This is a genomic window from Nocardia sp. IFM 10818 (assembly GCF_054655275.1).
The window spans coordinates 3,415,211-3,437,486 of record NZ_BAAHJH010000001.1; the positions used below are offsets into that span (position 1 = coordinate 3,415,211).

At 69.1% G+C, this 22,276-nt stretch carries 22 protein-coding genes; 14 read left to right on the forward strand and 8 right to left on the reverse strand.

The window, feature by feature from the left end; genetic code table 11:
• Window positions 1–33: 33 nt before the first annotated feature.
• Entirely contained in the window at window positions 34–1,269 is a 1,236-nt protein-coding gene (locus tag ACYQ5L_RS15805; protein WP_459958215.1) for a winged helix-turn-helix domain-containing protein, read from the forward strand.
• Window positions 1,270–1,362: 93 nt separating this feature from the next.
• Here ACYQ5L_RS15805 and ACYQ5L_RS15810 read toward each other — a convergent pair whose 3' ends face one another.
• Together ACYQ5L_RS15810 and ACYQ5L_RS15815 are read right to left on the reverse strand one after the other, a co-directional pair.
• Window positions 1,363–1,713, reverse strand: coding sequence for a hypothetical protein (locus ACYQ5L_RS15810; protein WP_459958217.1), 351 nt, complete (start codon window positions 1,711–1,713; stop codon window positions 1,363–1,365).
• Window positions 1,714–1,900: 187 nt separating this feature from the next.
• Window positions 1,901–2,101, reverse strand: a complete 201-nt coding sequence (locus ACYQ5L_RS15815; protein ID WP_459958218.1) for a hypothetical protein — start codon at window positions 2,099–2,101, stop codon at window positions 1,901–1,903.
• 133 nt (window positions 2,102–2,234) lie between these two features.
• Here ACYQ5L_RS15815 and uvrC point away from each other — a divergent pair, with 133 nt between their 5' ends.
• The 7 genes from uvrC (at window position 2,235) to tpiA (ending at window position 10,866) form a co-directional block, all read left to right on the forward strand.
• Window positions 2,235–4,349 carry an excinuclease ABC subunit UvrC gene (uvrC, locus tag ACYQ5L_RS15820; RefSeq protein WP_459958220.1) on the forward strand — a complete coding sequence of 705 codons (2,115 nt, stop codon included), beginning with the start codon at window positions 2,235–2,237 and terminating at the stop codon, window positions 4,347–4,349.
• A 296-nt stretch (window positions 4,350–4,645) separates the two neighbouring features.
• Window positions 4,646–5,605 (forward strand): RNase adapter RapZ, encoded by a 960-nt coding sequence (gene rapZ, locus ACYQ5L_RS15825; protein ID WP_459958221.1) that lies wholly within the window; start codon window positions 4,646–4,648, stop codon window positions 5,603–5,605.
• Entirely contained in the window at window positions 5,602–6,648 is a 1,047-nt protein-coding gene (locus ACYQ5L_RS15830) for a gluconeogenesis factor YvcK family protein (RefSeq protein WP_379193630.1), read from the forward strand. Before rapZ ends, ACYQ5L_RS15830 begins: the two co-directional genes overlap by 4 nt.
• On the forward strand, window positions 6,639–7,622 hold the full coding sequence (gene whiA / locus ACYQ5L_RS15835) for a DNA-binding protein WhiA (RefSeq protein ID WP_379193629.1): 984 nt from the start codon (window positions 6,639–6,641) through the stop codon (window positions 7,620–7,622). The genes ACYQ5L_RS15830 and whiA overlap by 10 nt, the downstream gene beginning before the upstream one ends.
• Window positions 7,623–7,841: 219 nt before the next feature.
• The gene (gap, locus tag ACYQ5L_RS15840) at window positions 7,842–8,858 is read left to right on the forward strand and encodes a type I glyceraldehyde-3-phosphate dehydrogenase (RefSeq protein WP_379193628.1); all 1,017 of its coding nucleotides are present in this window, start codon (window positions 7,842–7,844) and stop codon (window positions 8,856–8,858) included.
• A 7-nt stretch (window positions 8,859–8,865) separates the two neighbouring features.
• Window positions 8,866–10,077, forward strand: a complete 1,212-nt coding sequence (locus ACYQ5L_RS15845; protein ID WP_459958223.1) for a phosphoglycerate kinase — start codon at window positions 8,866–8,868, stop codon at window positions 10,075–10,077.
• A gap of 3 nt (window positions 10,078–10,080) precedes the next feature.
• A complete protein-coding gene (gene tpiA / locus ACYQ5L_RS15850) occupies window positions 10,081–10,866 on the forward strand; it encodes a triose-phosphate isomerase (protein WP_459958224.1) in 786 nt (261 codons plus the stop codon).
• 54 nt (window positions 10,867–10,920) lie between these two features.
• On the opposite strand, the gene ACYQ5L_RS15855 is transcribed toward tpiA, so the two are convergent.
• From ACYQ5L_RS15855 to ACYQ5L_RS15870, 4 genes are all read right to left on the reverse strand, one after another.
• Window positions 10,921–11,412, reverse strand: coding sequence for a DnaJ family domain-containing protein (locus ACYQ5L_RS15855; protein ID WP_459958225.1), 492 nt, complete (start codon window positions 11,410–11,412; stop codon window positions 10,921–10,923).
• Between the two features lie 21 nt (window positions 11,413–11,433).
• On the reverse strand, window positions 11,434–12,492 hold the full coding sequence (locus ACYQ5L_RS15860) for an FAD-dependent oxidoreductase (protein ID WP_459958226.1): 1,059 nt from the start codon (window positions 12,490–12,492) through the stop codon (window positions 11,434–11,436).
• Window positions 12,493–12,582: 90 nt separating this feature from the next.
• Window positions 12,583–12,993, reverse strand: a complete 411-nt coding sequence (locus ACYQ5L_RS15865; protein WP_459958227.1) for a VOC family protein — start codon at window positions 12,991–12,993, stop codon at window positions 12,583–12,585.
• A gap of 81 nt (window positions 12,994–13,074) precedes the next feature.
• Window positions 13,075–13,665 (reverse strand): DUF4291 domain-containing protein, encoded by a 591-nt coding sequence (locus tag ACYQ5L_RS15870; RefSeq protein ID WP_459958229.1) that lies wholly within the window; start codon window positions 13,663–13,665, stop codon window positions 13,075–13,077.
• A 143-nt stretch (window positions 13,666–13,808) separates the two neighbouring features.
• On the opposite strand from ACYQ5L_RS15870, the gene ACYQ5L_RS15875 reads away from it, so the two are divergent.
• A complete protein-coding gene (locus tag ACYQ5L_RS15875) occupies window positions 13,809–15,647 on the forward strand; it encodes an APC family permease (RefSeq protein ID WP_459958230.1) in 1,839 nt (612 codons plus the stop codon).
• Here the strand turns inward: ACYQ5L_RS15875 and ACYQ5L_RS15880 are convergent.
• On the reverse strand, window positions 15,644–16,471 hold the full coding sequence (locus ACYQ5L_RS15880; RefSeq protein WP_459958232.1) for a TIGR02452 family protein: 828 nt from the start codon (window positions 16,469–16,471) through the stop codon (window positions 15,644–15,646). The genes ACYQ5L_RS15875 and ACYQ5L_RS15880 overlap by 4 nt on opposite strands.
• A 121-nt stretch (window positions 16,472–16,592) precedes the next feature.
• On the opposite strand from ACYQ5L_RS15880, the gene ACYQ5L_RS15885 reads away from it, so the two are divergent.
• On the forward strand, window positions 16,593–16,952 hold the full coding sequence (locus ACYQ5L_RS15885; protein ID WP_459958233.1) for an ACT domain-containing protein: 360 nt from the start codon (window positions 16,593–16,595) through the stop codon (window positions 16,950–16,952).
• 15 nt (window positions 16,953–16,967) lie between these two features.
• On the opposite strand, the gene ACYQ5L_RS15890 is transcribed toward ACYQ5L_RS15885, so the two are convergent.
• A complete protein-coding gene (locus ACYQ5L_RS15890) occupies window positions 16,968–18,530 on the reverse strand; it encodes a multicopper oxidase family protein (protein WP_459958234.1) in 1,563 nt (520 codons plus the stop codon).
• A gap of 202 nt (window positions 18,531–18,732) precedes the next feature.
• On the opposite strand from ACYQ5L_RS15890, the gene ACYQ5L_RS15895 reads away from it, so the two are divergent.
• From ACYQ5L_RS15895 to ACYQ5L_RS15910, 4 genes are all read left to right on the forward strand, one after another.
• Window positions 18,733–19,107 (forward strand): BlaI/MecI/CopY family transcriptional regulator, encoded by a 375-nt coding sequence (locus ACYQ5L_RS15895; protein WP_459958236.1) that lies wholly within the window; start codon window positions 18,733–18,735, stop codon window positions 19,105–19,107.
• 151 nt (window positions 19,108–19,258) lie between these two features.
• Window positions 19,259–19,693 (forward strand): putative copper homeostasis (lipo)protein LpqS, encoded by a 435-nt coding sequence (gene lpqS, locus ACYQ5L_RS15900; RefSeq protein WP_459958237.1) that lies wholly within the window; start codon window positions 19,259–19,261, stop codon window positions 19,691–19,693.
• Between the two features lie 104 nt (window positions 19,694–19,797).
• Entirely contained in the window at window positions 19,798–20,937 is a 1,140-nt protein-coding gene (locus tag ACYQ5L_RS15905) for a PLP-dependent cysteine synthase family protein (protein WP_459958239.1), read from the forward strand.
• The gene (locus tag ACYQ5L_RS15910; RefSeq protein ID WP_459958241.1) at window positions 20,934–22,274 is read left to right on the forward strand and encodes an MFS transporter; all 1,341 of its coding nucleotides are present in this window, start codon (window positions 20,934–20,936) and stop codon (window positions 22,272–22,274) included. The genes ACYQ5L_RS15905 and ACYQ5L_RS15910 overlap by 4 nt, the downstream gene beginning before the upstream one ends.
• Window positions 22,275–22,276 lie beyond the last annotated feature (2 nt).

A 22,276-nucleotide genomic window follows, 5' to 3' on the forward strand; every position in this document is an offset into this window, starting at 1 on the left:
GATCTTGTCGGTGGGTCATGGCATGGTGCTGGGATGCGCACCATGTCCCTCGACGCGGCGCGTCGCACCGCCCTGGCAGCTCAGGGGTTCGGCGCGACCCGGCCGAGTAGCCCGCCCAGCCGCCGCACGATCATGAAGGTGCTGGACAGCACGCGGTTGCTGCAGCTGGACTCGGTATCGGCGGTGGTGCGCGCGCATTATTCGCCGGTATTCGCCCGCATCGGGGCCTACGATCGCGAGCTGCTGGACGAGGCGGCCTGGAGTCACACCGCGCGCCGCCCGCGCAAGCTGGTCGAGTACTGGGCGCACGAGGCGGCGCTGATTCCGGTGCAGGATTGGGCGCTCATGCGCTGGCGCATGGAGCAGTACCGGCACGGTCGCTGGAACGGGATGCGGCAGGTGCTGGAACGCAATCCGCGCCTGGCCGACGATGTGCTCGGCGTGATCGGTGAGTTCGGCGCCAGCACGGCCGGTGAGGTGGAGCGGCACCTCGAGCTGGATCGCCCACGCGCCAAGGACAATTGGGGCTGGAACTACAGCGATACCAAGGTGGTGTGCGAGGCGCTGTTCGCGGCGGGGGAGTTGACCGTGCCCACACGCGTCGGCTTCCAGCGGCATTACGACCTCGCCGAACGGGTCATTCCCGAGGAGGTGCGCAATCTCCGGCTCGACGAGGCCGACGCCATTCGCGAATTGCTCCGGCGTGCCGCGGCGGCCCACGGTATCGGCACCGAAACCGACCTACGCGACTACTACCGGCTGACCCGCAAGCAGACCGAACCCGCCATCGCGGATCTGCTGGCGGCGGGGGAGTTGGAGCAGGTCGAGGTGGCGGGCTGGGACAAGCCCGCCTATCTGCATGCCGAGGCCCGCACCCCGCGCCGGGTATCGGGCGCGGCGCTGCTGTGCCCGTTCGATCCGCTCATCTTCTTCCGGGCCCGCACCGAGCGGCTCTTCGATTTTCACTACCGCATCGAGATCTACACGCCGGAACACAAACGCGTGCACGGCTATTACGTCTTCCCGTTCCTGCTCGACGGCGAACTCGTCGCCCGCGTGGACCTGCGCGCCGAACGCGGCGCCGGACGCCTGCTGGTACCGGGTGCTTTCGCCGAACCCGGCCGCGATATCGCCAGGGTCGCAGCCGAACTCGCGGAATCGCTGCGCGAGATGGCGGACTGGCTGGAACTCGACACCATCGAGGTCGGCGAACGCGGCGATCTCGCGCCCGCGCTGGGCGCGCTCGTGCATTCCCGGCTGTCGGCGTGAGCACCGCTCGGCCGCGGTCGACGGCACGACCGCGGCCGAAGGTGCGACGGCCCGGAGCATTGCCGCGGCGTCCGATCCCGCCGCGGCGAGGGCTCAGAACGGGCCGTCGAGCCAGTAGTCGAGCACGATGCCCTGCCGTCCCTGGCCGGTGCACTCGACGGTGAGCGGAATGAACGGCCGGATCGAGTCACCCACGATGTAGGTGGGCTGCTGCACCCCGCGGCCGACCTGCCGGTAGCCGGCGCAGCGGACCACCGCCGCGTACCAGTTCTCGGTGTCGGTGCAGAAGAAGGTGGCGGTATCGAGCGTGCGGTCGATCCGGCAGCCCTCCCCGTGGGTGAAGGCCTGGGACGGCGCCGCGACCGCGACCAGCCCGACCGCGCTCAGGCCTACCGCCGAGCCGACGGCGGCGACCCGGTGACGCAGTCGAAAACGGGAAATCATCTGATGGTGCTCCCCTCGTGTGCAATGCCGATCGTCCAATGACAGGTCGTCCCATACTGACCGCGTGCGGACCTCCGGTGGGGAATTACGCCCCGTAGGCCGCCTCGGCGTGGCGCGTGTCCGCCCGATCGAGCCGACCGTATCCCCACCGGGCGGCTGGACAGCAGCGCCGGTCGCGGGGCGGCGATCAGGCGAGCGTCGTCCTGGCCGGGGTCTTGCCGCCGCAGAGGATGAGCGGCGATTCGTGCCTGAGGTAGTCCCCGTACACGAAGATCGACCCGTCGGAGTCGGCGGCCGCGGGCATGGACACGGCCACCAGCGCGGCGGCCGCCAGGCTCAGGGCGGACCCGATCGCGAGGGACCGGCGGCGACGGCGAAGGCGGATCATGGTGCAACTCCTCATCTGTGCGCTGATCTTGCCGATACCTTCGTCGCCGCGGCCGATCCGGATGAGCACATGCGGCGTGGCGCGTTCCCGGCCGTGTCGGCGGCTTGTCGGAGCGGCTCGTTAACCTGGTGGCGTGGCAGATCCCGCGACGTACCGGCCCGCGCCGGGCACCATTCCCGTCGAACCCGGTGTGTACAAATTCCGGGACGTGCACAAGCGGGTCATCTACGTCGGCAAGGCGAAAAGCCTGCGGAGCCGGTTGAACTCGTACTTCGCCGATGTGGCCTCGCTGCATCCGCGCACCCGGCAGATGGTGACCACGGCGGCCAGCGTGGAGTGGACCGTGGTGTCCACCGAGGTGGAAGCGCTGCAGCTGGAATACAACTGGATCAAGGAGTTCGATCCGCGCTTCAATGTGCGGTATCGCGACGACAAGTCCTATCCGGTGCTGGCGGTCAGCCTCAACGAGGAATATCCGCGGGTGTTCGTCTACCGGGGCGCGCGCAAGAAGGGCGTGCGCTATTTCGGCCCCTACGCCCACGCCTGGGCCATTCGCGAGACCCTGGATCTGCTGCTGCGGGTGTTCCCGGTGCGCACCTGTTCGGCCGGAGTCTTCAAGCGGCACAGCCAGATCGGGCGCCCCTGCCTGCTCGGCTACATCGACAAGTGCTCCGCGCCCTGCATCGGCCGGGTCGACGCCGCCGAGCATCGCCGGATCGTGGAGGACTTCTGCGACTTCCTCTCCGGCAAGACCGACCGGCTGGTCAAGGAGCTGGAACGGCGCATGCACGCCGCGGCCGAGGAGCTCGACTTCGAGACCGCCGCCCGGCTGCGCGACGATGTGCAGGCGCTGCGCCGGGCCCTGGAGAAGCAGGCCGTGGTGCTGGGCACCGGCACCGACGCCGATGTGATCGCCTTCGCCATCGACGAGCTGGAGGTGGCCGTGCAGGTCTTCCACGTCCGCAATGGCCGGGTGCGCGGTCAGCGCGGCTGGGTGGTCGACAAGTCCGGCGACGCCCTGGACTCGAGTTGGTCAGGCCCGGAGGCGGCAGCCAGCGTAACCGCGGAGGGCCCCGACTCGGGTCGAATCGGGCACGACGATGTGGAGGCCGGCGGCGAGGTCCCCGCCCTGGTCGAGCAGTTCCTGACCCAGTTCTACGGCGAGCAGTCCGCCATCGCCGATCAGACCGGCGAGGACGGCGCGGGCACGGTGGTGCCGCGCGAGGTGCTGGTGCCGGCGCTGCCGAATGACGCCGAGCAGGTGCAGCAGTGGCTGTCCGGGCTGCGCGGGTCGGCGGTGCAGCTGCGGGTGCCGCAGCGCGGGGACAAGAAGGCCCTCGCCGAGACCGTGCAGCGCAATGCGCAGGAGGCTCTCGCCCAGCACAAGCTCAAGCGGGCGGGCGATCTCACCGCGCGCTCGGAGGCGTTGCAGGGCATTCAGGACGCCCTCGAACTCGACAGCGCCCCGCTGCGCATCGAGTGCGTGGACATCTCTCATGTGCAGGGCACCGATGTGGTGGCCTCGCTGGTGGTGTTCGAGGACGGGCTGCCGCGCAAATCCGACTACCGGCACTACACCATCAAGGAGGCGGCCGGTGAGGGCCGCTCCGACGATGTCGGCAGCATTGCCGAGGTGACCCGGCGGCGTTTCGCGAAACTGCGCCGCGATATCGATGCCGCCGAGGCCGCGGATCTGGAATCCGATTCGGGGGCAACGGAATACGATGAGACGCTGCATCCCGGACTGCCGGGTATCGATCCGAAGACCGGTAAACCGCGCCGTTTCGCCTACCCGCCCAACCTCTATGTCGTCGACGGCGGCGCGCCCCAGGTGAATGCCGCGGCCGAGGTGCTCGACGAACTCGGCATCACCGATGTCGCGGTGATCGGCCTGGCCAAGCGCCTGGAAGAGGTGTGGGTCCCCAATGAGCCCGATCCGGTCATCATGCCGCGCACCAGCGAATCGCTGTATCTGCTGCAGCGCGTCCGCGACGAGGCGCACCGCTTCGCCATCACCTTCCACCGCAGCAAGCGCTCGCGCCGCATGACGGCCTCCGCCCTGGATGCGGTGCCGGGCCTCGGTGCGACCCGTAAGACCGCGCTGGTCACCCACTTCGGTTCGGTGGCCAAGCTGAAGAAGGCCACTGTGGAGGAGATCACCCAGGTCCCCGGCATCGGAGTCGCCACGGCAAAGGCCGTGCTCTCCGCCTTGAATCCGGAGGAACTCGCCGCCCCCGACACCGAATAACCGGGCCGGTTTCGGGGTAGAACCCTGCATGTCGGGGTAACCCGCCACCCGGCGGGTAGGCGTACCTCCGCCTGCGCTCCGGCCGGGCGCGGGCTTAGGGCGGCTACGCCGACAGCGTCCGTTAGGCTGTGGGCGCCGAGCCGCGCGACACGCCGAGAGGATGAATCGCGACACGCCGTCTGTGCAGGTCGGGAGGGAGAATCGGAACTGTGTCTCGCCTCCCGCGTGTGTCTGCCGCGGAATACGGCATCGGTGCAGGATGATCGACGGAAACCCAGAAACGAACCCGGTAGGACATGACGCGCGTCGAAGCCAGCAATAATGCGGTCGAAAACAGCAGCAGCACAACCGATATCGGTGATCCACAGCAGGCGCCCGTGGAGGTCGTCATCGTCACCGGACTCTCCGGCGCCGGTCGCGGCACGGCCGCGAAGGTGCTCGAGGACCTCGGGTACTACGTGACCGACAATCTGCCGCCCGAACTGATCGGCCGCATGGTCGAACTCGGGGAGGGCGCGCAACCGCCGATCCGGAAGCTGGCCGTGGTCATGGATGTGCGCAGCCGCTTCTTCACCGGGAATCTGTCGGCGGTGACCGAGCAATTGCGCTCCGCGGGCGTGCGCACTCGCATCCTTTTTCTGGAAGCCAGTGATGATGTGCTGATTCGCCGCTATGGTTTCGCGCGGCGTCGCCATCCGCTGCAGAGCGAGAGCGCCGACGGCACGCTGACCGCCGGCATCGCGGCCGAACGCGAGCGCCTGGCATCGGTGAAGACGGCCGCGGACCTGGTCATCGACACCACCGAATTATCGATCCACCAGCTGCATCGGAAGATGGAGGAGGCTTACGGCGGGGATGCGCCGACCGCTCTGCAGCTCACAATCCAATCGTTCGGTTTCAAGTATGGAGTACCACTCGACGCGGATATGGTGTTGGATTTGCGTTTCCTGCCCAATCCGCATTGGGTGCCGGAACTCCGCGAACAGACCGGACAGGATGCCGCGGTCAGTGAGTACGTGCTGTCGCGCCCGGGCGCCCAGGATTATCTGAGCACGGGCCGGCACCTCATCGACCTCACGACCGAGGGCTACCGCCAAGAGGGGAAGCGATACATGACCGTGGCAGTGGGCTGTACCGGTGGCAAGCACCGCAGTGTGGCGATAGCCGAAGCGCTGGGGGAGCTGCTCGGCGCGGCTGCGAACAACGGGGCGGCCGACGTGGTGCGCGTGGTCCATCGGGATTTGGGGCGGGAATGAGTGAGCGCGAAGCGAATCCGGCCATCGTCGCGCTGGGCGGCGGGCACGGTCTGTACGCCACCCTGTCGGCGGTGCGCCGGCTGACCCGCAAGATCACCGCGGTGGTGACGGTCTCCGATGACGGCGGCTCCTCGGGCCGGCTACGCGCCGAGCTCGGCATGCTGCCCCCCGGTGATCTTCGAATGGCGCTGGCCGCCTTGGCCGAAGAGACCGACGGGGTGTGGGCGCGCACCATCCAGCATCGCTTCGGCGGCTCCGGAGCACTCGCCGGGCATTCGGTGGGCAATCTGATTCTGGCCGGGTTGACAGAGGAATTGGGCGACCCGGTGGCCGCGCTCGACGAGGTCGGCCGGATGCTGCGCATCACCGGCCGGGTGCTGCCCATGTCGCCCATCGCGCTCACCATCGAGGCGGATGTCGCCGGGCTGGAAGGCGATCCGCGGGTGAGCCGCTGCATCCGAGGTCAGGTGGCCGTCGCGACCACGCCGGGCAAGGTGCGCCGGGTGCGGCTGATTCCCTCGGATCCGCCCGCGTGCCCCGAATCGACCTCGGCCATCGAGCACGCGGATGTCGTCGTGCTGGGCCCGGGCAGCTGGTTCACCAGCGTCATCCCGCACCTGCTGGTGCCCGAATTGCACGAAGCTCTACTTCATACCCGGGCGCGGAAAGTGCTGGTGCTCAACCTCGCTGCGGAACCGGGCGAAACGGCCGGATTCTCCGCGGAACGGCACCTGCATGTATTGTCCCAGCACGCACCGGATTTCACAGTCGACCATGTTCTGGTCGACTCGGGTTCCGTACCCGAGGGTAGGGAACGCGAACATGTGGCAAGAGCTGCCGAACAGCTGCGAGCACGAGTAACCTTCGCTGATGTCGCCGAGGCGGGGACGGACCGGCACCACCCCGGAAAGCTTGCCGCCGCACTGGATCAGGTGATCCGGCAACCTCGGCCGGAATTGGCAGGGCTTCGAGTCGAAGGACGGCATATGAGCCAACGTGTGCGGTCCGGTTTGGGTGGAAAGGAGCGCGTCTCGTGGCGATGACAGCGGAAGTGAAGGACGAGCTGAGCCGGCTCACCGTATCTCAGGTGAGTTCGCGCAAAGCGGAGCTGTCCGCACTACTGCGGTTCGCCGGTGGATTGCACATCGTCGGCGGTCGGGTGATCGTCGAGGCCGAGGTGGACATGGGTTCCATCGCGCGTCGGCTGCGCCGGGAAATCTTCGAGTTGTACGGATACGGCTCGGATGTGCATGTTCTCGGCGCGGGTGGGCTTCGGAAAACCTCCCGGTACGTGGTGCGTGTTTCCAAGGAAGGCGAGGCGCTGGCCCGCCAGACCGGTTTGCTCGATGTGCGCGGCCGCCCCGTGCGGGGTCTGCCCGCGCAGGTCGTCGGCGGCAGCATCGGTGATGCCGAAGCCGCCTGGCGCGGAGCGTTTCTCGCGCACGGCTCGCTCACCGAGCCGGGCCGCTCCTCCGCTCTGGAGGTGAGCTGCCCCGGTCCGGAGGCCGCGCTGGCCTTGGTCGGCGCGGCCCGGCGCATGGGCATCTCGGCCAAGGCCCGGGAGGTGCGCGGCACCGATCGGGTCGTGGTGCGCGACGGCGAGGCCATCGGCGCCCTGCTCACCCGGATGGGCGCGCAGGACACCCGGCTCACCTGGGAGGAGCGGCGCATGCGCCGCGAGGTCCGCGCCACGGCCAACCGGCTGGCCAACTTCGACGACGCCAACCTGCGCCGGTCGGCGCGCGCGGCGGTTGCCGCGGCCGCCCGGGTGGAGCGCGCGCTGGAGATTCTCGGTGACGATGTGCCCGACCACTTGGCGGCCGCCGGCAAGCTGCGCGTCCTGCACCGGCAGGCCTCGCTGGAGGAACTCGGCCAGCTGGCCGATCCGCCGATGACCAAAGACGCTGTGGCGGGCCGCATTCGCCGCCTGCTGTCGATGGCCGACCGGCGGGCCAAGGAACTGGGCATTCCGGATACGGAGTCCGCCGTCACGGCGGAGCTGCTGGAAGAAGCCTGATCGGCGGCGAACCCCCGCGCCCACGGTGCCGGGGGTTCGCTGCTGTCCTGAGGCGCATGACAATTGGTCATTCGCACAGGAAAAACCTCACCGCGGCCGAGACCATTTTGTGACACGCCCAGGTCACCAGTGACAGGGGCGTGTCGGAGATGGTTTCGGACGGGGCTAGGGTGATAGGCGCAACGGAAACGATCCGCTTGAAAGCTGAGGAGCGATAACGTGACTGTCCGGGTAGGCATCAACGGCTTCGGCCGTATCGGACGCAACTTCTTCAGGGCGGTCGAGGCGCAGAAGGCGCTCGGCCAGACTGACATCGAAATCGTCGCGGTCAACGACCTCACCGACAATGCGACGCTGGCGACCCTGCTCAAGTACGACTCCATCCTCGGCCGCCTGCCGCAGGACGTGTCGCTGGACGGCGATTACATCGTCGTCGGCGATCAGCGGATCAAGGCCCTGGAGATCAAGGAAGGCCCGGCGGCGCTGCCCTGGGGCGACCTGGGCGTCGACGTGGTCGTCGAGTCCACCGGCATCTTCACCAATGCCGCCAAGGCCAAGGGCCACCTGGCCGCCGGCGCCAAGAAGGTCATCATCTCCGCGCCCGCCACCGATGAGGACATCACCATCGTGATGGGCGTGAACGACGACAAGTACGACGGCTCGCAGAACATCATCTCCAACGCCTCGTGCACCACCAACTGCCTCGGCCCGATCGCCAAGGTGCTGCACGACTCGTTCGGCATCGAGCGCGGCCTGATGACCACGGTCCACGCCTACACCCAGGACCAGAACCTGCAGGACGCCCCGCACAAGGATCTGCGCCGCGCCCGCGCCGCCGCCCTGAACATCGTGCCCACCGGCACCGGCGCCGCCAAGGCCATCGGTCTGGTGCTGCCCGAACTGCAGGGCAAGCTGGACGGCTACGCGCTGCGCGTGCCGGTCCCGACCGGCTCCATCACCGACCTCACCGTGGATCTGGCCAAGGCCGCCTCCATCGACGAGATCAATGCCGCCATGCAGGCCGCCGCGGACGGCCCGATGAAGGGCATCCTGAAGGTCAACCACGATCCGATCGTCTCCACCGACATCGTGACCGACCCGTACTCCTCGATCTACGACGCGCCGCTGACCAAGGTCATCGACAAGCAGGTCAAGGTCGCCTCGTGGTACGACAACGAGTGGGGCTACTCCAACCGTCTGGCCGACCTGATCGGCCTCGTCGCGAAGTCGCTGTAATCCGACGATGACGATCAAGACTCTCGAAGATCTGCTGAACGAGGGCGTCGAGGGCCGGGGCGTGCTGGTGCGCTCCGACCTCAATGTGCCTCTCGACAACGGTGTCATCACCGATCCGGGCCGCATCATCGCGTCCGTGCCGACCATCAAGGCGCTCGCCGAGGCCGGCGCCAAGGTGATCGTCACCGCGCACCTGGGCCGCCCGAAGGGTGAGCCGGATCCGAAGTTCTCCCTGGCGCCCGTGGCGGCGCGGCTGGCCGAGGAGCTGGGCCGTAATGTCCAGCTCGCCGGCGATGTGGTGGGCCAGGACGCCCTCGCCCGCTCCGAGGGCCTCACCGACGGTGATGTGCTGCTGCTGGAGAACATTCGCTTCGACGCACGCGAGACCAGCAAGGACGAGGCGCAGCGGGTCAAGCTCGCCAACGCTCTCGTGGAGCTGGTCGGCGACGACGGCGCGTTCGTCTCCGACGGTTTCGGTGTGGTGCATCGCGAGCAGGCGTCGGTCTACGACGTCGCCAAGCTGCTGCCGCACTACGCGGGCTACCTGGTGGCCGCCGAGACCGAGGTGCTGAAGAAGCTCACCGAGAACCCGGAGCGCCCGTACGCGGTCGTGCTCGGCGGTTCCAAGGTCTCCGACAAGCTGGCGGTCATCGAGGCGCTCGCGCCGAAGGTCGACACCCTGGTCATCGGCGGCGGCATGTGCTTCACCTTCCTTGCGGCGCAGGGGCTTCCGGTCGGCGGCTCGCTGCTGCAGGCCGAGATGATCGACACCTGCAAGGATCTGCTCGACAAGTACGCCGATGTCATCCACCTGCCGGTGGACATCGTGGTGGCCGACAAGTTCGCCGCCGACGCGGAGTCGAAGGTGGTGGCCGCCAACGAGATTCCGGACGGCTGGATGGGCCTGGACATCGGTCCCGATTCGGTCGCCCGCTTCTCGGCGCTGCTCACCGAGGCCAAGACGATCTTCTGGAACGGCCCCATGGGCGTATTCGAGTTCGAGAAGTTCGCCGCGGGCACCCGCGGCGTCGCCGAGGCCATTGCGGTCGCCACCGGCAAGGGCGCGTTCACGGTGGTCGGCGGCGGCGACTCGGCCGCGGCCGTGCGCACCCTCGGCCTCCCGGACGACGGTTTCTCGCACATCTCCACCGGCGGCGGCGCGTCGCTGGAATACCTGGAGGGCAAGGAACTTCCGGGCATCGCGGTATTGGAGGACTGAGCCATGGCGCGCAAGCCTTTGATCGCCGGCAACTGGAAGATGAATCTGAACCACCTCGAGGCCATCGCCCTGGTGCAGAAGATCGCTTTCGCCCTGCCGGAGAAGTACTTCGACAAGGTCGACGTCACGGTGATCCCGCCGTTCACCGATATCCGCAGCGTGCAGACGCTGGTGGAGGGTGACCGCCTGCTGATCACCTATGGCGCACAGGACGTCTCCACCCACGACGAGGGCGCCTACACCGGCGAGATCAGCGGCTCCATGCTGGCCAAGCTGGGCTGCAAGTTCGTCGTGGTCGGCCACTCCGAACGCCGCCAGTACCACAACGAGGTCGACGCCACCGTGCTCGAAAAGGCCAAACAGGCCCTCAAGCACGGCATCACCCCCATCGTCTGCATCGGCGAGGGCCTGGGCGTCCGCGAAACCGGCACCCACGTGGCATACAACCTCGAACAGCTCCGCGGCTCCCTCAAGGGCCTGACCCCCGAGGAAATCTCCAAGGTCGTCATCGCCTACGAGCCCGTCTGGGCCATCGGCACCGGCAAGGTGGCCAGCGCCGCCGACGCCCAGGAAGTCTGCGGCGCCATCCGCAAGGAACTGGCCGAACTGGCCAACCCCGAGGTGGCCGCGGGCGTCCGCGTCCTCTACGGCGGCTCCGTCAACGCCAAGAACGTCGGCGAACTGGTCGGCCAGACCGATATCGACGGCGCCCTGGTCGGCGGTGCCTCCCTCAAGGGCGACGAATTCGCCACCCTCTCCGCGATCGCCGCGGGCGGCCCACTGCCGTAACGGTTTTCACCCGAAGGGGCCGGGCATCCGCGAGATGCCCGGCCCCTTCGTCGTTCAGCGGCGCAGCAGCCGTCGCCACCACGATCGGCGGGTGGTGGATTCGGCCGGGGGCGGCACCGGCGTGGCCGCGGCACGCTCGGCGCGCGCCGCATCCCGTTCGGCTCGCCAGGTGGCGACGACCTCCTCGACCTTGGCCGGGCCGATCGGCACCGCGGGGCCGGTGGGCATGCGCAGCCACTGGACGATGCGGTCGTTGAGGTCGGAAACGGTGTGGCGGACTTGCTGTTCGGTCTGCAGGTCGCGGACGGTTTCCTGGAGGCGTTCGCGTTCGCGGCGCAGGACGATGGATTCGGGGAGGAGGGCGTCGGCGCGGACGCCTTCGCGTTTCAGGAGGCCGCGCAGCCACCAGTCTTCGTCGGCGGCGCCCGGGGGGATGGGCTTGCCGGCTCCGGGAAGGTCGTTGAAGTCGCCCCGTTCGGTCGCTTCGCGCACCTGTTTGTCGATCCAGGATTCGAAGCTGAGATCGGGCGGTTTCCGCTCGGTCACGCCATCCAGCCTACCGGTGGGTCAGCGGGCTCGGCGGCGGCCGCGGAGGGCCTGTTCGCGGTCGGCGAGGATGCGGATGCGGCGGTCGGCCATGGCGGTGGCGGGGGAGGTGGAGGTGAGGCGGGCCTGGTAGACGGCGTGGGCGTCCTCGAGGGCGTCGCGGGCGCCGACGCCGGCGGCGGGGGTGATGGCGTGGTCGGCGTCGCCGATGAGCAGGACGGGGGTGGTGGGGGTGGCGGCATTGGTGAGGGGGACATCGCGGGCATTGCTGACGTGGACGGATTCCGTTGCCGCGAGCAGGGTCTTCAGCAGTGCCTCGTTGGAGGGCGTTGCGGCGGTGATGGTTTCGGTCCATTCGGCGACCGGGCGCAGGCCGATGTCATTGCTGGTGCCGGGCAGGGGCGGGCGGGGGACGCGCAGGAACCACAGGGCGGCGGGGTCGCCGGGCCGCCAGATGTGGCCGAGGGTGCTGCCGGGTGCGCCGGTGGCGGTCATCTCGGCGAAGAAGTGCAGGGTCGCCGGTGGGGTGGGGAGGGTGACCGGTTCGGTGGTCATGCCGTAGAGCACGACGTCGCCGGCGTATTCGGCGGGGCGATCGGGTTCCAGGCGGGCGCGGACCACCGAGTCGATGCCGTCGGCGGCGACGATGAGATCGTCGTCGACGGTCGTGCTGCTGCCATTGTGGTGCAGGATGCAGCCGCTCTGGGTGAGCGTGACATCGGTGATCGGTGTGCCGTAATGGATTTCCGCGCCCGAGCCGGCGACGAAGTCGGCGAGGATTCCGATCAGGTTGCGCCGCATCCAGAATCGGTGACCACGGCCGGTCAGGGCGCTGAATCGTCCTGTGCTGGTGGTGTAGTCGAGGCCACCGGTGACCGGATACGAGCCCGCCTCGATGGCGGATTCGGAGACGCCGAGTTCGGTGAGAGCCCGGTGGCCGCGATCGTCCATGAACAGGAAAGCACCGCCGCCCGCGGAGCCCGATCGCTGCTGTTCGTACAGCTGCACGGCTTCACCGCGGCGGGCCAGCCCGCCCGCCAGCGCGCATCCGGCTATGCCTGCGCCGATCACGGCCACCATTGGAGCACCTCCAGTTCGCTGATACGCCAAGGTAGCCCATCAACGGCAGGCATTTCAGGAAGACAGCGCGGCGGGGCGCGGCTCGGTCCGTCAGTCGGTGGGCAGGGCGTCGGAGTAGTCGCCGGTGATCGGGATATTGGTGATGATGTCGACGAGGGTCCCGCTGGGGTCGACGGTCATGAAGTGGCGCTGGCCGAAGTCCTCGGTGCGGAGTTCGAGGGGGATCTCGAGGCCGCCTTCGACCGCGCGCGCGTGCACGGCGTCCACATCCTCGACCTCGACGGAGATGAGCACTCCGGCGGGCCGATTGCGGAATGCCGCGGGCACGCTGGCGTGTTCGCGCTCGACGATGCCGATCTGCGCCTTGGGTTCGGCCGGGGCTTCGAGCTGGACATACCAGCCGCTGTCGAAGATGACCTTGAAGCCGAGCAGTCCGGTGTAGAAGTCGCGGGTGGCGGCGACGTCGTCGGCGCAGATGGTGGGGAAGATTCCGGTGATCATGATCGCTCCTCGTCTCGGTGGTGCGATCAGCCTAGGGTCTCCCGTGAGGGGAGAGTCGAGCGCCGTGTCCGACCCCACTTTTCAACGCGCCCCGATCCTTTCGGCGAGCTCCTCGGTGAGCGGATACGTCTTCTCCGGCGGTAGTAGGGCTTTCGCGCGGTCGGCACGGCCGTCGCGTAGGTGCGCGGACATCTTGTGCACCAGCGGAGTCAGATCGCGGATGTCCACGGTCCAGTCCTCGACATAGCGGTCGATAATGTGGCGGGAGAGCCCGACCTGAATGCTGCGATGGTCGAGTTTCGCTCCGCGCAGCGAATATTCGGGATCCCACTGCACATGCACGTGCGCATGCTTGAACTGTGCGCGCCACTGATTCGCATCCGCGTACACGCGCCGCTCCGGGCTGGTCAGCACCGCTTGGCCGAGGGCTTCCTCCCAGCCGGGGCGCGTGATGCGCACGGCGAGAATGCGTTCCTGGCCGGGCTTGCGCGCCCAATTGCTGCGCTGCATGAGCCAGCGGAACGACGGCTTGATCCACGTCATGCGATGGAGTGAGAACGGCGCGACGAACCGCTGCGCGGCCACGGCGGGCGCGGCGATGGCGTCGTTGTAGGCCTGATAGACGACGATGGTGTCGCGGTCGAAGTCGGCTCTGATTTCGTACTGATTCATTGCGAGAGCAACGCTAGGTCGGCGCGGCCCGTCACGGCCACTGAATTCTTCGCGGACCCGATCCGCGACATTCTCGGCGGCACAACCCCGGGTATCCGTGTCGCTCACGATTTGCTGGACGCGCGCCGCGTTCAATGGTCGGCGTGGTGCACACGCCGGATACCAGGACCGACGAACTGCGGATCGCCGATCGCCGGCTGCGGGCGGCGCAGCGCGGCGACGCGCACCGGCTGACCTCGCTCGGCGGACTGGCAGCCTTGTCGCTGGACGCGCTGTCGAGCGTGGCCTACGGCCCCGAGGCGATCGTGCTGGTGCTGGTGGCGGCCGGTGCGGCGGCGGTGGTGTGGACCCTGCCGGTGGCCCTGGCGATCACCGCGCTGTTGCTGGTGCTGGTGGTGTCGTACCGGCAGGTGATCGCGGTGCATCCGGATGGCGGCGGCAGCTACGCCGTCGCCAAGAAGGATCTCGGCCGCGGCGTGAGCCTGCTGGCCGCCGCGAGCCTGGTGGTCGACTACGTGCTGACCGTCGCCGTCAGCCTGGCCGCCGGCGCGGCCAGCCTCGCCAGCGCCTTCCCGGCACTGGCCCCGCACCTGCTGGAGCTCACGCTGACCGGGCTGGTCGTGCTGGCCGCGGTGAATCTCGCCGGGATCGCGGAATCGGCGAAGGCGCTGATGGGCCCGACCCTGCTGTTCGTGATCGCCATCTTCGCGGTCATCGTGGTCGGATTGCTGCGGCCCGCGCCGGTCGCGGTCATCGGCACCGATCCGGGCCCGATCGATCCGGTCGAGGCGGTGGGAATCGTCCTGCTGCTCAAGGCTTTCGCGGCCGGCTGCTCCTCGCTGACCGGTGTGGAGGCCATCGCCAATGCGGTGCCCGCCTTCCGCGCGCCCGCCGTGCGCCGCGCCCAGCACACCGAGGTCGGCCTGGGAATCCTCTTGGGCGCCATGCTGCTCGGCCTCGCCTGGCTGATCCGCGAGCACCGGGTGACCCCGCGCGGCGATGTGACCGTGCTGGCGCAGCTCTCGGCGGCGGCCTTCGGCACCGGCTGGGCCTTCTACCTGACCAACCTGCTGGTCACCCTGGTGCTGGCGCTGGCCGCCAACACCAGTTTCGGCGGGCTGCCGGTGCTGTTGTCGTTGCTGGCCAAGGACCGTCGCGTGCCGAGCCTGTTCGCCATGCGTTCGGAGCGCCCCGTATTCCGCTACGGCGTGGCCGCGGTGGCGGTGGTGGCGGGGCTGGTACTGGTGGCGGTCGACGCCGACACGCACCGCATCCTGCCGGTTTTCGCCATCGGAGTGTTCATCGGCTTCACCATCAGCCAGGTCGGCCTGGTGCGGCACTGGCAACGCCAACGCGGGCCCGGCTGGCGATCCCGGCTGGCCCTCAACGGTTTCGGGGCGATGCTGACTGCTGTCGCGGGCGTGGTTCTGCTGGTGGAGAAGTTCACCGAGGGCGCCTGGCTGCTGCTGATCATCATCCCGTTGCTGGTGGTGTCGTTCGCCCGCACCGAGAACTACTACCAGGAAGTCGCCACTGAGCTCGGCTTCGGCCGCATCCCCGCGCCGGGCGAGCGCCAGCCGGATTCCGGCCGTCCCCTCGTGGTGGTCCCGGTCGTCGCGGTCAGCACGGTCACCGCGCGCGCCCTGCGCGCCGCCGCCGATATGGGTGGCGACATCGTCGCGGTCGCAGCCGAAATCGATCCCGCGTCCACCAAACACCTGAGCGCACAATGGAAACGCTGGAATCCCGGTGTACCGCTCGTCGTGCTGCCCGCCCCGCATCGCAGCCTGATCGCCACCCTGGTCGGCTACGTACGCAAGCAGTCTCGCGAGGGCAGGCGGGTGATCGTGGTCCTCTCCCAGGTCGAGCCCCGCCGACCCTGGCATCGCCTGCTGCACAATCCGCGCGGCCCGGTCCTCGCCGCGACGCTGCGCGCCCGCACCGACGCCGTCGTGGCGACCCTCACCGTCCGCATCGACTAGGACCGGCCGGCCGTGGACGCGAAGCGGGCGGCGAAGGCGATGCGGTTGGCCGACACCGGATTCCGGTCCCACACGGCGAATACCACCCGATCGAACGCCGCGCCGTACTGCCGCAGGGCGAGATCGAAGGCCTCGGCCACCTCGGCCGGATCATTGCGGAACACGCCGCAACCCCACGCGCCGAGCACCAATTCGCGCACACCGTGCCGGGACGCGACCGCCAGCACCCGCTCCGCACGCTCGGCCAGCACCGCCCGCACCGAGACCGGCTGCTCCGACCGCAGGGCGAGCTGACCGGCATTGGGCGCGGGCGAGGTGAGGAACGATACCGGGATCGGCGGGGCGGCGAGCTCACCGCGCTCATCGCGGATCACCGGTACCTCGGGGGAGAAGATCACCCGATGGCTGTAGCGCAGATCCGGCGACGCCCGGTGGGCCGCATAGTAATCCGGCGCCTCCAACAGGCATCGGTACAGCAGCGCGCTGCGGCACAGGTCCTCCTCCTGAGCGCGCGCACCGCGCAGATAGCCGCCGCCCGGATTCCGCGCCGAGGCGAAATTCAGCACGGCGACCGCCTTCCCGCCGGATTCGTACAGCCGCCGCGCCGCGGCCGCACTGCCCTCCCCGGTCACCTCCACGGTTCCGGTGAACGGTCCGCGCGCGGCGTCGCCGAGATCGTCGGCGGGGGAGTAGGACACGGTGCCCGCACGCGCGGCGGCCAGTGCGGCGCTGATATCGACGACCGCTCCGGCGCGCGTCCGGTAGCTGCCATGATCGGCGATCTGCTCGTTCTCCGTGGCGATCTGCCTTGGGCTGGTACTCATTCCGGTGACCCTACGGGCCGGGCCGCCGCCGGTCACCCTATTTTAGTCGCGTGAACTAAATCAAACCGGCCGGCGCGTGCCGCCCTGCGGACGAGTCGGCCCCTGCGCCTACGATGACCGCATGACCAGCCAGCGCCTGCGCATCGTGCCCTCGCAGTTCGTGGTGGAGCACCTGCCCAACTCCACCTTCCCCGAGGACGACGAGTGGATCGCGCTGGTGCGAGCCCCCGAGGGCCTCACCGTGATTCGCGAGGCCCCGCCGTGGGCCGACGGCGAACGCTGGAAGGGCTTCTACGGCGACGCCGCCCACGGCCTCGACCAGCCCGGCATGCTCGCGGCGCTGGTCGGCCCGCTGGCCGAGGCCGGGATCCCGGTCTTCGTCGCCTCCACCTACCACGCCGACCTGGTACTCGTCCCTGATCACCGGCTCGACGACGCCGCCACCACGCTGCGCGAGGTCGGGCACCGCATCGCCGACTGATCGCGTCCGCGCCGGTCAGCGGACGTAGGAGACGACCGCCATCATTCCGGATTCGGCGTGATAGATGTTGTGGCAGTGCATCATCCACTGCCCCGGATTGTCGGCCTGGAAATCCGCCTCGACGGTCTGCATGGGCAACACCATCGTGGTGTCCTTGCGCGGCCCGTTGCCGACGGCGTTCACCACCTGGAAGGTGTGCCCGTGCAGGTGCATCGGATGCGCCATCATCGACTTGTTGACGAAGCGCAGCCGCACCCGCTGGCCTTCGGTGATATCGAGCGGCGCCTGCTCCGGAAAAGCCTTCCCATTGATGGTCCAGATGTACTTGGTCATATCGGATCCCAGCGCCACGTCCAGGGTCCGATCCGGTGACCGCTGCGGGAATCGCACGGCATCGGCGGCCACCAGCCGATCCCCGGTGACCGGCGCGACCGCGAGCTCGGCCGGGCGCACATCGGCCGCCGGCGCCGCGCCGCCGCCGGTCCGGATGAGCGCCAGCCCCTGACCGTTCTTGCCTTCGGCGGACGCGACGAACGGAAAGACGCCATCACCCAGCTCGACGACGACGTCGTACCGCTCACCCATGCCGATGAGCAGGCTCGACGCCGTGAGCGGCAGCACCGGAAAGCCGTCGCTGTGCGTGATGCGCATGATGTGATCGCCCACCGCGACCCGGAAGGTGGTGTCGGAGGCGGCATTCACGATCCGCAACCGGATACGCTGCCCGGGCCGGGCGGCGACGGTGACCGGATCGGCCCGGATGCGGCCGTTGACGAGATAGTAGGGATAGGTGACATCCCCGGCGTCCGCTCCGAGCGGATTGTTCGGATCGGCGGGCATGGACATGCCGGACCCGTTCATGCCGCCGTGGTCCATGCCGCCCATGCCGCCCATGCCGCCCATGCCGCCGCCCATGTCCATTCCGGCCATGCCCTCATCCTGCAGCTTCCGCAATTGCTGATCGGGATCGCGCCCGTCCACGCCGTCGAGCCAATCATCGAGTACGACAACGGCTTCCAGGTCGTAGTCGCGCCCGTCCGCGGGATCCTCGACGATGAGCGGCGCATACAGCCCGCGATCCAGCTGCACTCCCACGTGCGGATGGAAGAAGTACGTCCCGGCATCGGGCGCGGTGAACTCGTAGCGGAACACGCTGCCCGGCGCGATCTCCGGCTGCGTGACGCCCGGGACGCCGTCCATATCGTTGCGCAGCGCGATCCCGTGCCAGTGCACGGTGGTCGGCGCGGGCAGCCCATTGGTCAGCTCGGCCCGCAGCACCTCACCCTTGCGAATGCGGATCTCCCGCCCGGGCAGCTGCCCGCCGTACGCCCAGGTCCGCACCTGCACCCCGCCGAGGTCGACGGTCGCAGGCTCGGCGCGCAGCGCCACCTCCCGCACCTGCGCGTTCGCCGCGCGCCGCGCGGCCTCGGCCTTGCGCACCGCCTCCGAGTCCGGCTGGACGGCGCCCCCGCCGTCGTTCTTCGCGCAGGCGCCGAGCGTCAGGGCCGCGGCCGCGCCCGCTCCCAGGGCGAGGAATCCTCGCCGGTTGAGGGCCGATGGGAAGTGCCGGGACGACATGGTTCTCCCTTCCGGTTGCGCCGAACGCGCTCCCGAGCAACGATACTACTGTCTACGTACGTAGACAGTATGAGTGCGCGAGCCCGCCCGTGCGCCCCGGCTTGAGCCGCACCCGGCGCGACCCTACGATCGGGTACTACGCACCCGGGCAGTAGGCCGGACACGGTGCGAACCGAGTGCCGTGAGGTGAGGAGACGTCAACGTGGCTGCGCGAGGCTTCGGCGAGCTGGAAGCGGTCGTGATCGAACGGATCTGGGACCGCGCCGAGAAGACGACGGTCCGGGAGATCTTCACCGACCTGTCCGCCGAACGCGACATCGCCTACACGACCGTCATGTCCACCATGGACAACCTGCACCGCAAGGGCTGGCTGCAACGCGAACGCGTCGGCAAGGCCTACCGCTACTGGCCCTCGCTGACCCGCGAGGAATACAGCGCGCAGCTGATGCGCGAGGCGCTGGGCAGCGGCGGCCGCTCGGATCTGGTGCTCGCGCACTTCGTGGAGCAGATGAGCCCCGAGGAATCCGACGGACTGCGGGCGGCGCTGCGCAGGCTGTCGCGCGCCAAGCCGAAATAGCGCGGCACGCCGACGACTCGCGCATGCCGGCGCGGCGGAGTACGTAGCTGGATAGTAGATTGGTGTGCGGCGCCGATCGACGTTGCGTCCACAGGGGCTCGTCCGGCCGGAATGAATGCTCGGCCGCTCGGATTCGAGGCAGGAGGTGTCGGTGGTGGGAGCTGCTCCGCAGCGTCGCCGACCCGCCGTCGCCGTGGCCGTCGTGACGGCCCTGCTGGTGGTCCTGCTGGCGGACTGCACGCTGTTCCGCTCGGAGGGCCACGCGCACACCGCGGGGACCGCCGAAACGTCCGAGACCTCCGTCCTCGCCGCAATCGGGCTCGCCGAGGGCGGGTCGGTTTCCGAGACCGCCGGTGAAATCGAGGACTGCACACCGCATCTGGAGCATTGCGTGAAGTCCGCGCTGCCCGGCGCGGGCGGGATCACGGTGTCGCCGTTGCCGATCCTGCTCCTGCTCGCGATCATGCTGCCGGTTGCCGCGGGGATCCTGCCGGGCGTGCCCGGCGTACGCGGCCCGCCCGGACCCGCACTACCCGTCGTCGGCGGCCGAATGCTGTTGACGCGCATCTGTATCGCCAGGCGCTGACAGGTCAGCGCCAGGCCGGCGTGGGCATACCGCCGGCCGGTGTCCGCTGCCCGCGCACATCCGGTCGTCCCCGCGCGGACGACCCGATACAGAAAGCGACACCCATGGACAAGGTCCTGCTCGACAAATTCGCTTCGCTCGCAGAGGAATCGGTGGTGGCCGCGCCCGGCGCGGCGCGGCAACCACGCGCCCTGGTCGGCAATACGCCGGTGCTCTGGGTCGGCGAGCCGCTCGCCCCGGCCGGACGGGGGTTCTGGGCCAAGCTCGAAGGCTTCAATCCCGGCGGTATGAAGGATCGCCCCGCCCTGCACATGGTGCGCTGCGCCGAACTGCGCGGCGATCTCGCCCCCGGCGCTCGGATCGTCGAGTCCAGCAGCGGCACACTCGGTTTGGGTCTGGCGCTGGCCGGTCTGGTCTACCGGCATCCGGTGACGGTGGTGACCGATCCCGGGCTGGAGCCGATCGTGGCGCGCATGCTCGCCGCCTACGGCGCACACGTCGATCTGGTCGCCGAGCCCCGTCCGGACGGCGGCTGGCAGCAGGCCCGCCGCGATCGGGTCGCCGAACTGCTCGCCGCCGAACCCGGCGCGTGGTGCCCCGACCAGTACAGCAATCCGGACAATGTGGCCGGCTACGAGTCCCTGGCCCTCGAACTCATCGACCAACTGGGCCGCATCGACGTGCTGGTGTGCGCCGTCGGCACCGGCGGCCACTCCGCCGGAGTCGCGCGCGTACTGCGGCGCTTCAACCCGGATCTGAAACTCATCGGCGTCGACACCGTGGACTCCACCATCTTCGGCCAGTCCGCCGGACCACGGCTCATGCGCGGCCTCGGCTCGAGCATCCACCCCCGCAATGTCGATTACGACGCCTTCGCCGAAATCCATTGGGTCGCACCGGCCGAGGCCGTCTGGGCCTGCCGCACCCTGGCCGCCACCTATCACGCCAGCGGTGGCTGGAGCGTCGGCGCGGTCGCCCTGGTGGCGGGCTGGGCGGCGCGCACGCACACCACTGACACCCGGATCGCGGCGGTCTTCCCGGACGGCCCGCACCGCTACTTCGACACCGTCTACAACGACGCCTACTGCGCCGAGCACGGCCTGCTCGCCGCCGCACCTCCACCCGAACCCGACGTCCTCACGCACCCGGCGCAACGCCAGGTCCGCTCCTGGACGCGCTGCGCCACCGTCATCGATCCGGCCGCTCCCGAGGCCGGGACGCGCACCCGGGAGCACACGTCATGACGATCCTCGCCCGCTTCCGCGCCTTCGACACCGCCGCACGCCTGCTCATGATCAACCAGTTCGGCATCAACCTGGGCTTCTACATGCTCATGCCGTACCTGGCCGGATATCTCGCGGGCCCACTGGGTTTGGCCGCCTGGGCCGTCGGCCTGGTGCTCGGTGTGCGCAACTTCTCCCAGCAGGGCATGTTCCTGCTGGGCGGCACCCTCGCCGACCGGCTCGGCTACAAACCACTCATCGTCGCCGGATGTCTGCTGCGCACCGGCGGTTTCGCCCTGCTGATCTTCGCCGAATCGCTGCCCGGGCTGCTGATCGCCTCGGCGGCAACCGGATTCGCCGGAGCGCTGTTCAACCCCGCGGTGCGCGCCTACCTGGCCGCCGAGGCCGGCGACCGGCGCGTGGAGGCTTTCGCGATCTTCAATATCTTCTACCAAGCGGGCATCCTGGCAGGCCCACTGGTCGGACTCGCATTGATGGCCTTGGAATTCCGCATCACCGCCGCCGCGGCGGCCATGGTCTTCGCGGCACTCACGGTGGCACAATTGTTCGCCCTCCCCACCCGGCGCCCGGCGGAACCGCACACAAGAACGTCGGTCCTGGAAGACTGGCGCACCATCGTCGCCAACCGCCGTTTCGTGGCCTTCTCCCTCGCCATGATCGGTTCGTACATTCTGTCGTTCCAGATCTATCTGGCGCTGCCGCTGCAAGCCGAGCACCTCGCCGGTGATCGCGCTCGAGCGCTGATTTCGGCGCTGTTCGTCATCTCGGGCGTCGTCGCGGTGGTCGGTCAGCTCCGCATCACCGCATGGCTGCGCTCGCGCTGGGGCAGCGGCCGCAGCCTGGTAGCCGGTATGGCCGTCCTCGCGGTCTCTTTCCTGCCGCTCGCAATAGTCTCCGGCCCAACGCCTTTCGGCACATCGGCCGCCATCGGCGCCCTGCTGGCAGCGGCGGCGCTGCTGGCGGTCGGCACCGCGGCGGTCTTCCCGTTCGAGATGGACACCGTGGTCGCCCTGTCCGGCAACCGCCTGGTCGCCACCCACTACGGCTTCTACAACACGGTCGTCGGCATCGGCATCCTGATCGGAAACCTCGCCACGGGCGCGGTGGTGGGCGCGGCCCGCGCGGCCGACGCCGACTGGGCGGTGTGGACGGGTCTGATGGCCGTCGGCGCACTCGCGGCACTGGCCCTGTACCTGCTCGACCGTCGCGCACCCGCCGGGAAGCCGGACACCCCGCTCCCGGCCGACGACTTCGTCACCGAACCCCTGCCCGTCCTGGCGGGCGGGGGCCGCCACCGCCGCGATCCCGCGCCGACGGGCCGTCACCACCGGCGGTGAGC

Excerpts from the sequence above, each read along its gene's own strand:
- ACYQ5L_RS15805 (WP_459958215.1), top strand. The coding sequence starts at position 34 with ATGCGCACCATGTCCCTCGACGCGGCGCGTCGCACCGCCCTGGCAGCT.
- ACYQ5L_RS15810 (WP_459958217.1), bottom strand. The coding sequence starts at position 1,713 with ATGATTTCCCGTTTTCGACTGCGTCACCGGGTCGCCGCCGTCGGCTCG.
- ACYQ5L_RS15815 (WP_459958218.1), bottom strand. The coding sequence starts at position 2,101 with ATGATCCGCCTTCGCCGTCGCCGCCGGTCCCTCGCGATCGGGTCCGCC.
- rapZ (WP_459958221.1), top strand. The coding sequence starts at position 4,646 with ATGACGCGCGTCGAAGCCAGCAATAATGCGGTCGAAAACAGCAGCAGC.
- ACYQ5L_RS15830 (WP_379193630.1), top strand. The coding sequence starts at position 5,602 with ATGAGTGAGCGCGAAGCGAATCCGGCCATCGTCGCGCTGGGCGGCGGG.
- ACYQ5L_RS15845 (WP_459958223.1), top strand. The coding sequence starts at position 8,866 with ATGACGATCAAGACTCTCGAAGATCTGCTGAACGAGGGCGTCGAGGGC.
- tpiA (WP_459958224.1), top strand. The coding sequence starts at position 10,081 with ATGGCGCGCAAGCCTTTGATCGCCGGCAACTGGAAGATGAATCTGAAC.
- ACYQ5L_RS15860 (WP_459958226.1), bottom strand. The coding sequence starts at position 12,492 with ATGGTGGCCGTGATCGGCGCAGGCATAGCCGGATGCGCGCTGGCGGGC.
- ACYQ5L_RS15865 (WP_459958227.1), bottom strand. The coding sequence starts at position 12,993 with ATGATCACCGGAATCTTCCCCACCATCTGCGCCGACGACGTCGCCGCC.
- ACYQ5L_RS15870 (WP_459958229.1), bottom strand. The coding sequence starts at position 13,665 with ATGAATCAGTACGAAATCAGAGCCGACTTCGACCGCGACACCATCGTC.
- ACYQ5L_RS15880 (WP_459958232.1), bottom strand. The coding sequence starts at position 16,471 with ATGAGTACCAGCCCAAGGCAGATCGCCACGGAGAACGAGCAGATCGCC.
- ACYQ5L_RS15885 (WP_459958233.1), top strand. The coding sequence starts at position 16,593 with ATGACCAGCCAGCGCCTGCGCATCGTGCCCTCGCAGTTCGTGGTGGAG.
- ACYQ5L_RS15890 (WP_459958234.1), bottom strand. The coding sequence starts at position 18,530 with ATGTCGTCCCGGCACTTCCCATCGGCCCTCAACCGGCGAGGATTCCTC.
- ACYQ5L_RS15905 (WP_459958239.1), top strand. The coding sequence starts at position 19,798 with ATGGACAAGGTCCTGCTCGACAAATTCGCTTCGCTCGCAGAGGAATCG.
- ACYQ5L_RS15910 (WP_459958241.1), top strand. The coding sequence starts at position 20,934 with ATGACGATCCTCGCCCGCTTCCGCGCCTTCGACACCGCCGCACGCCTG.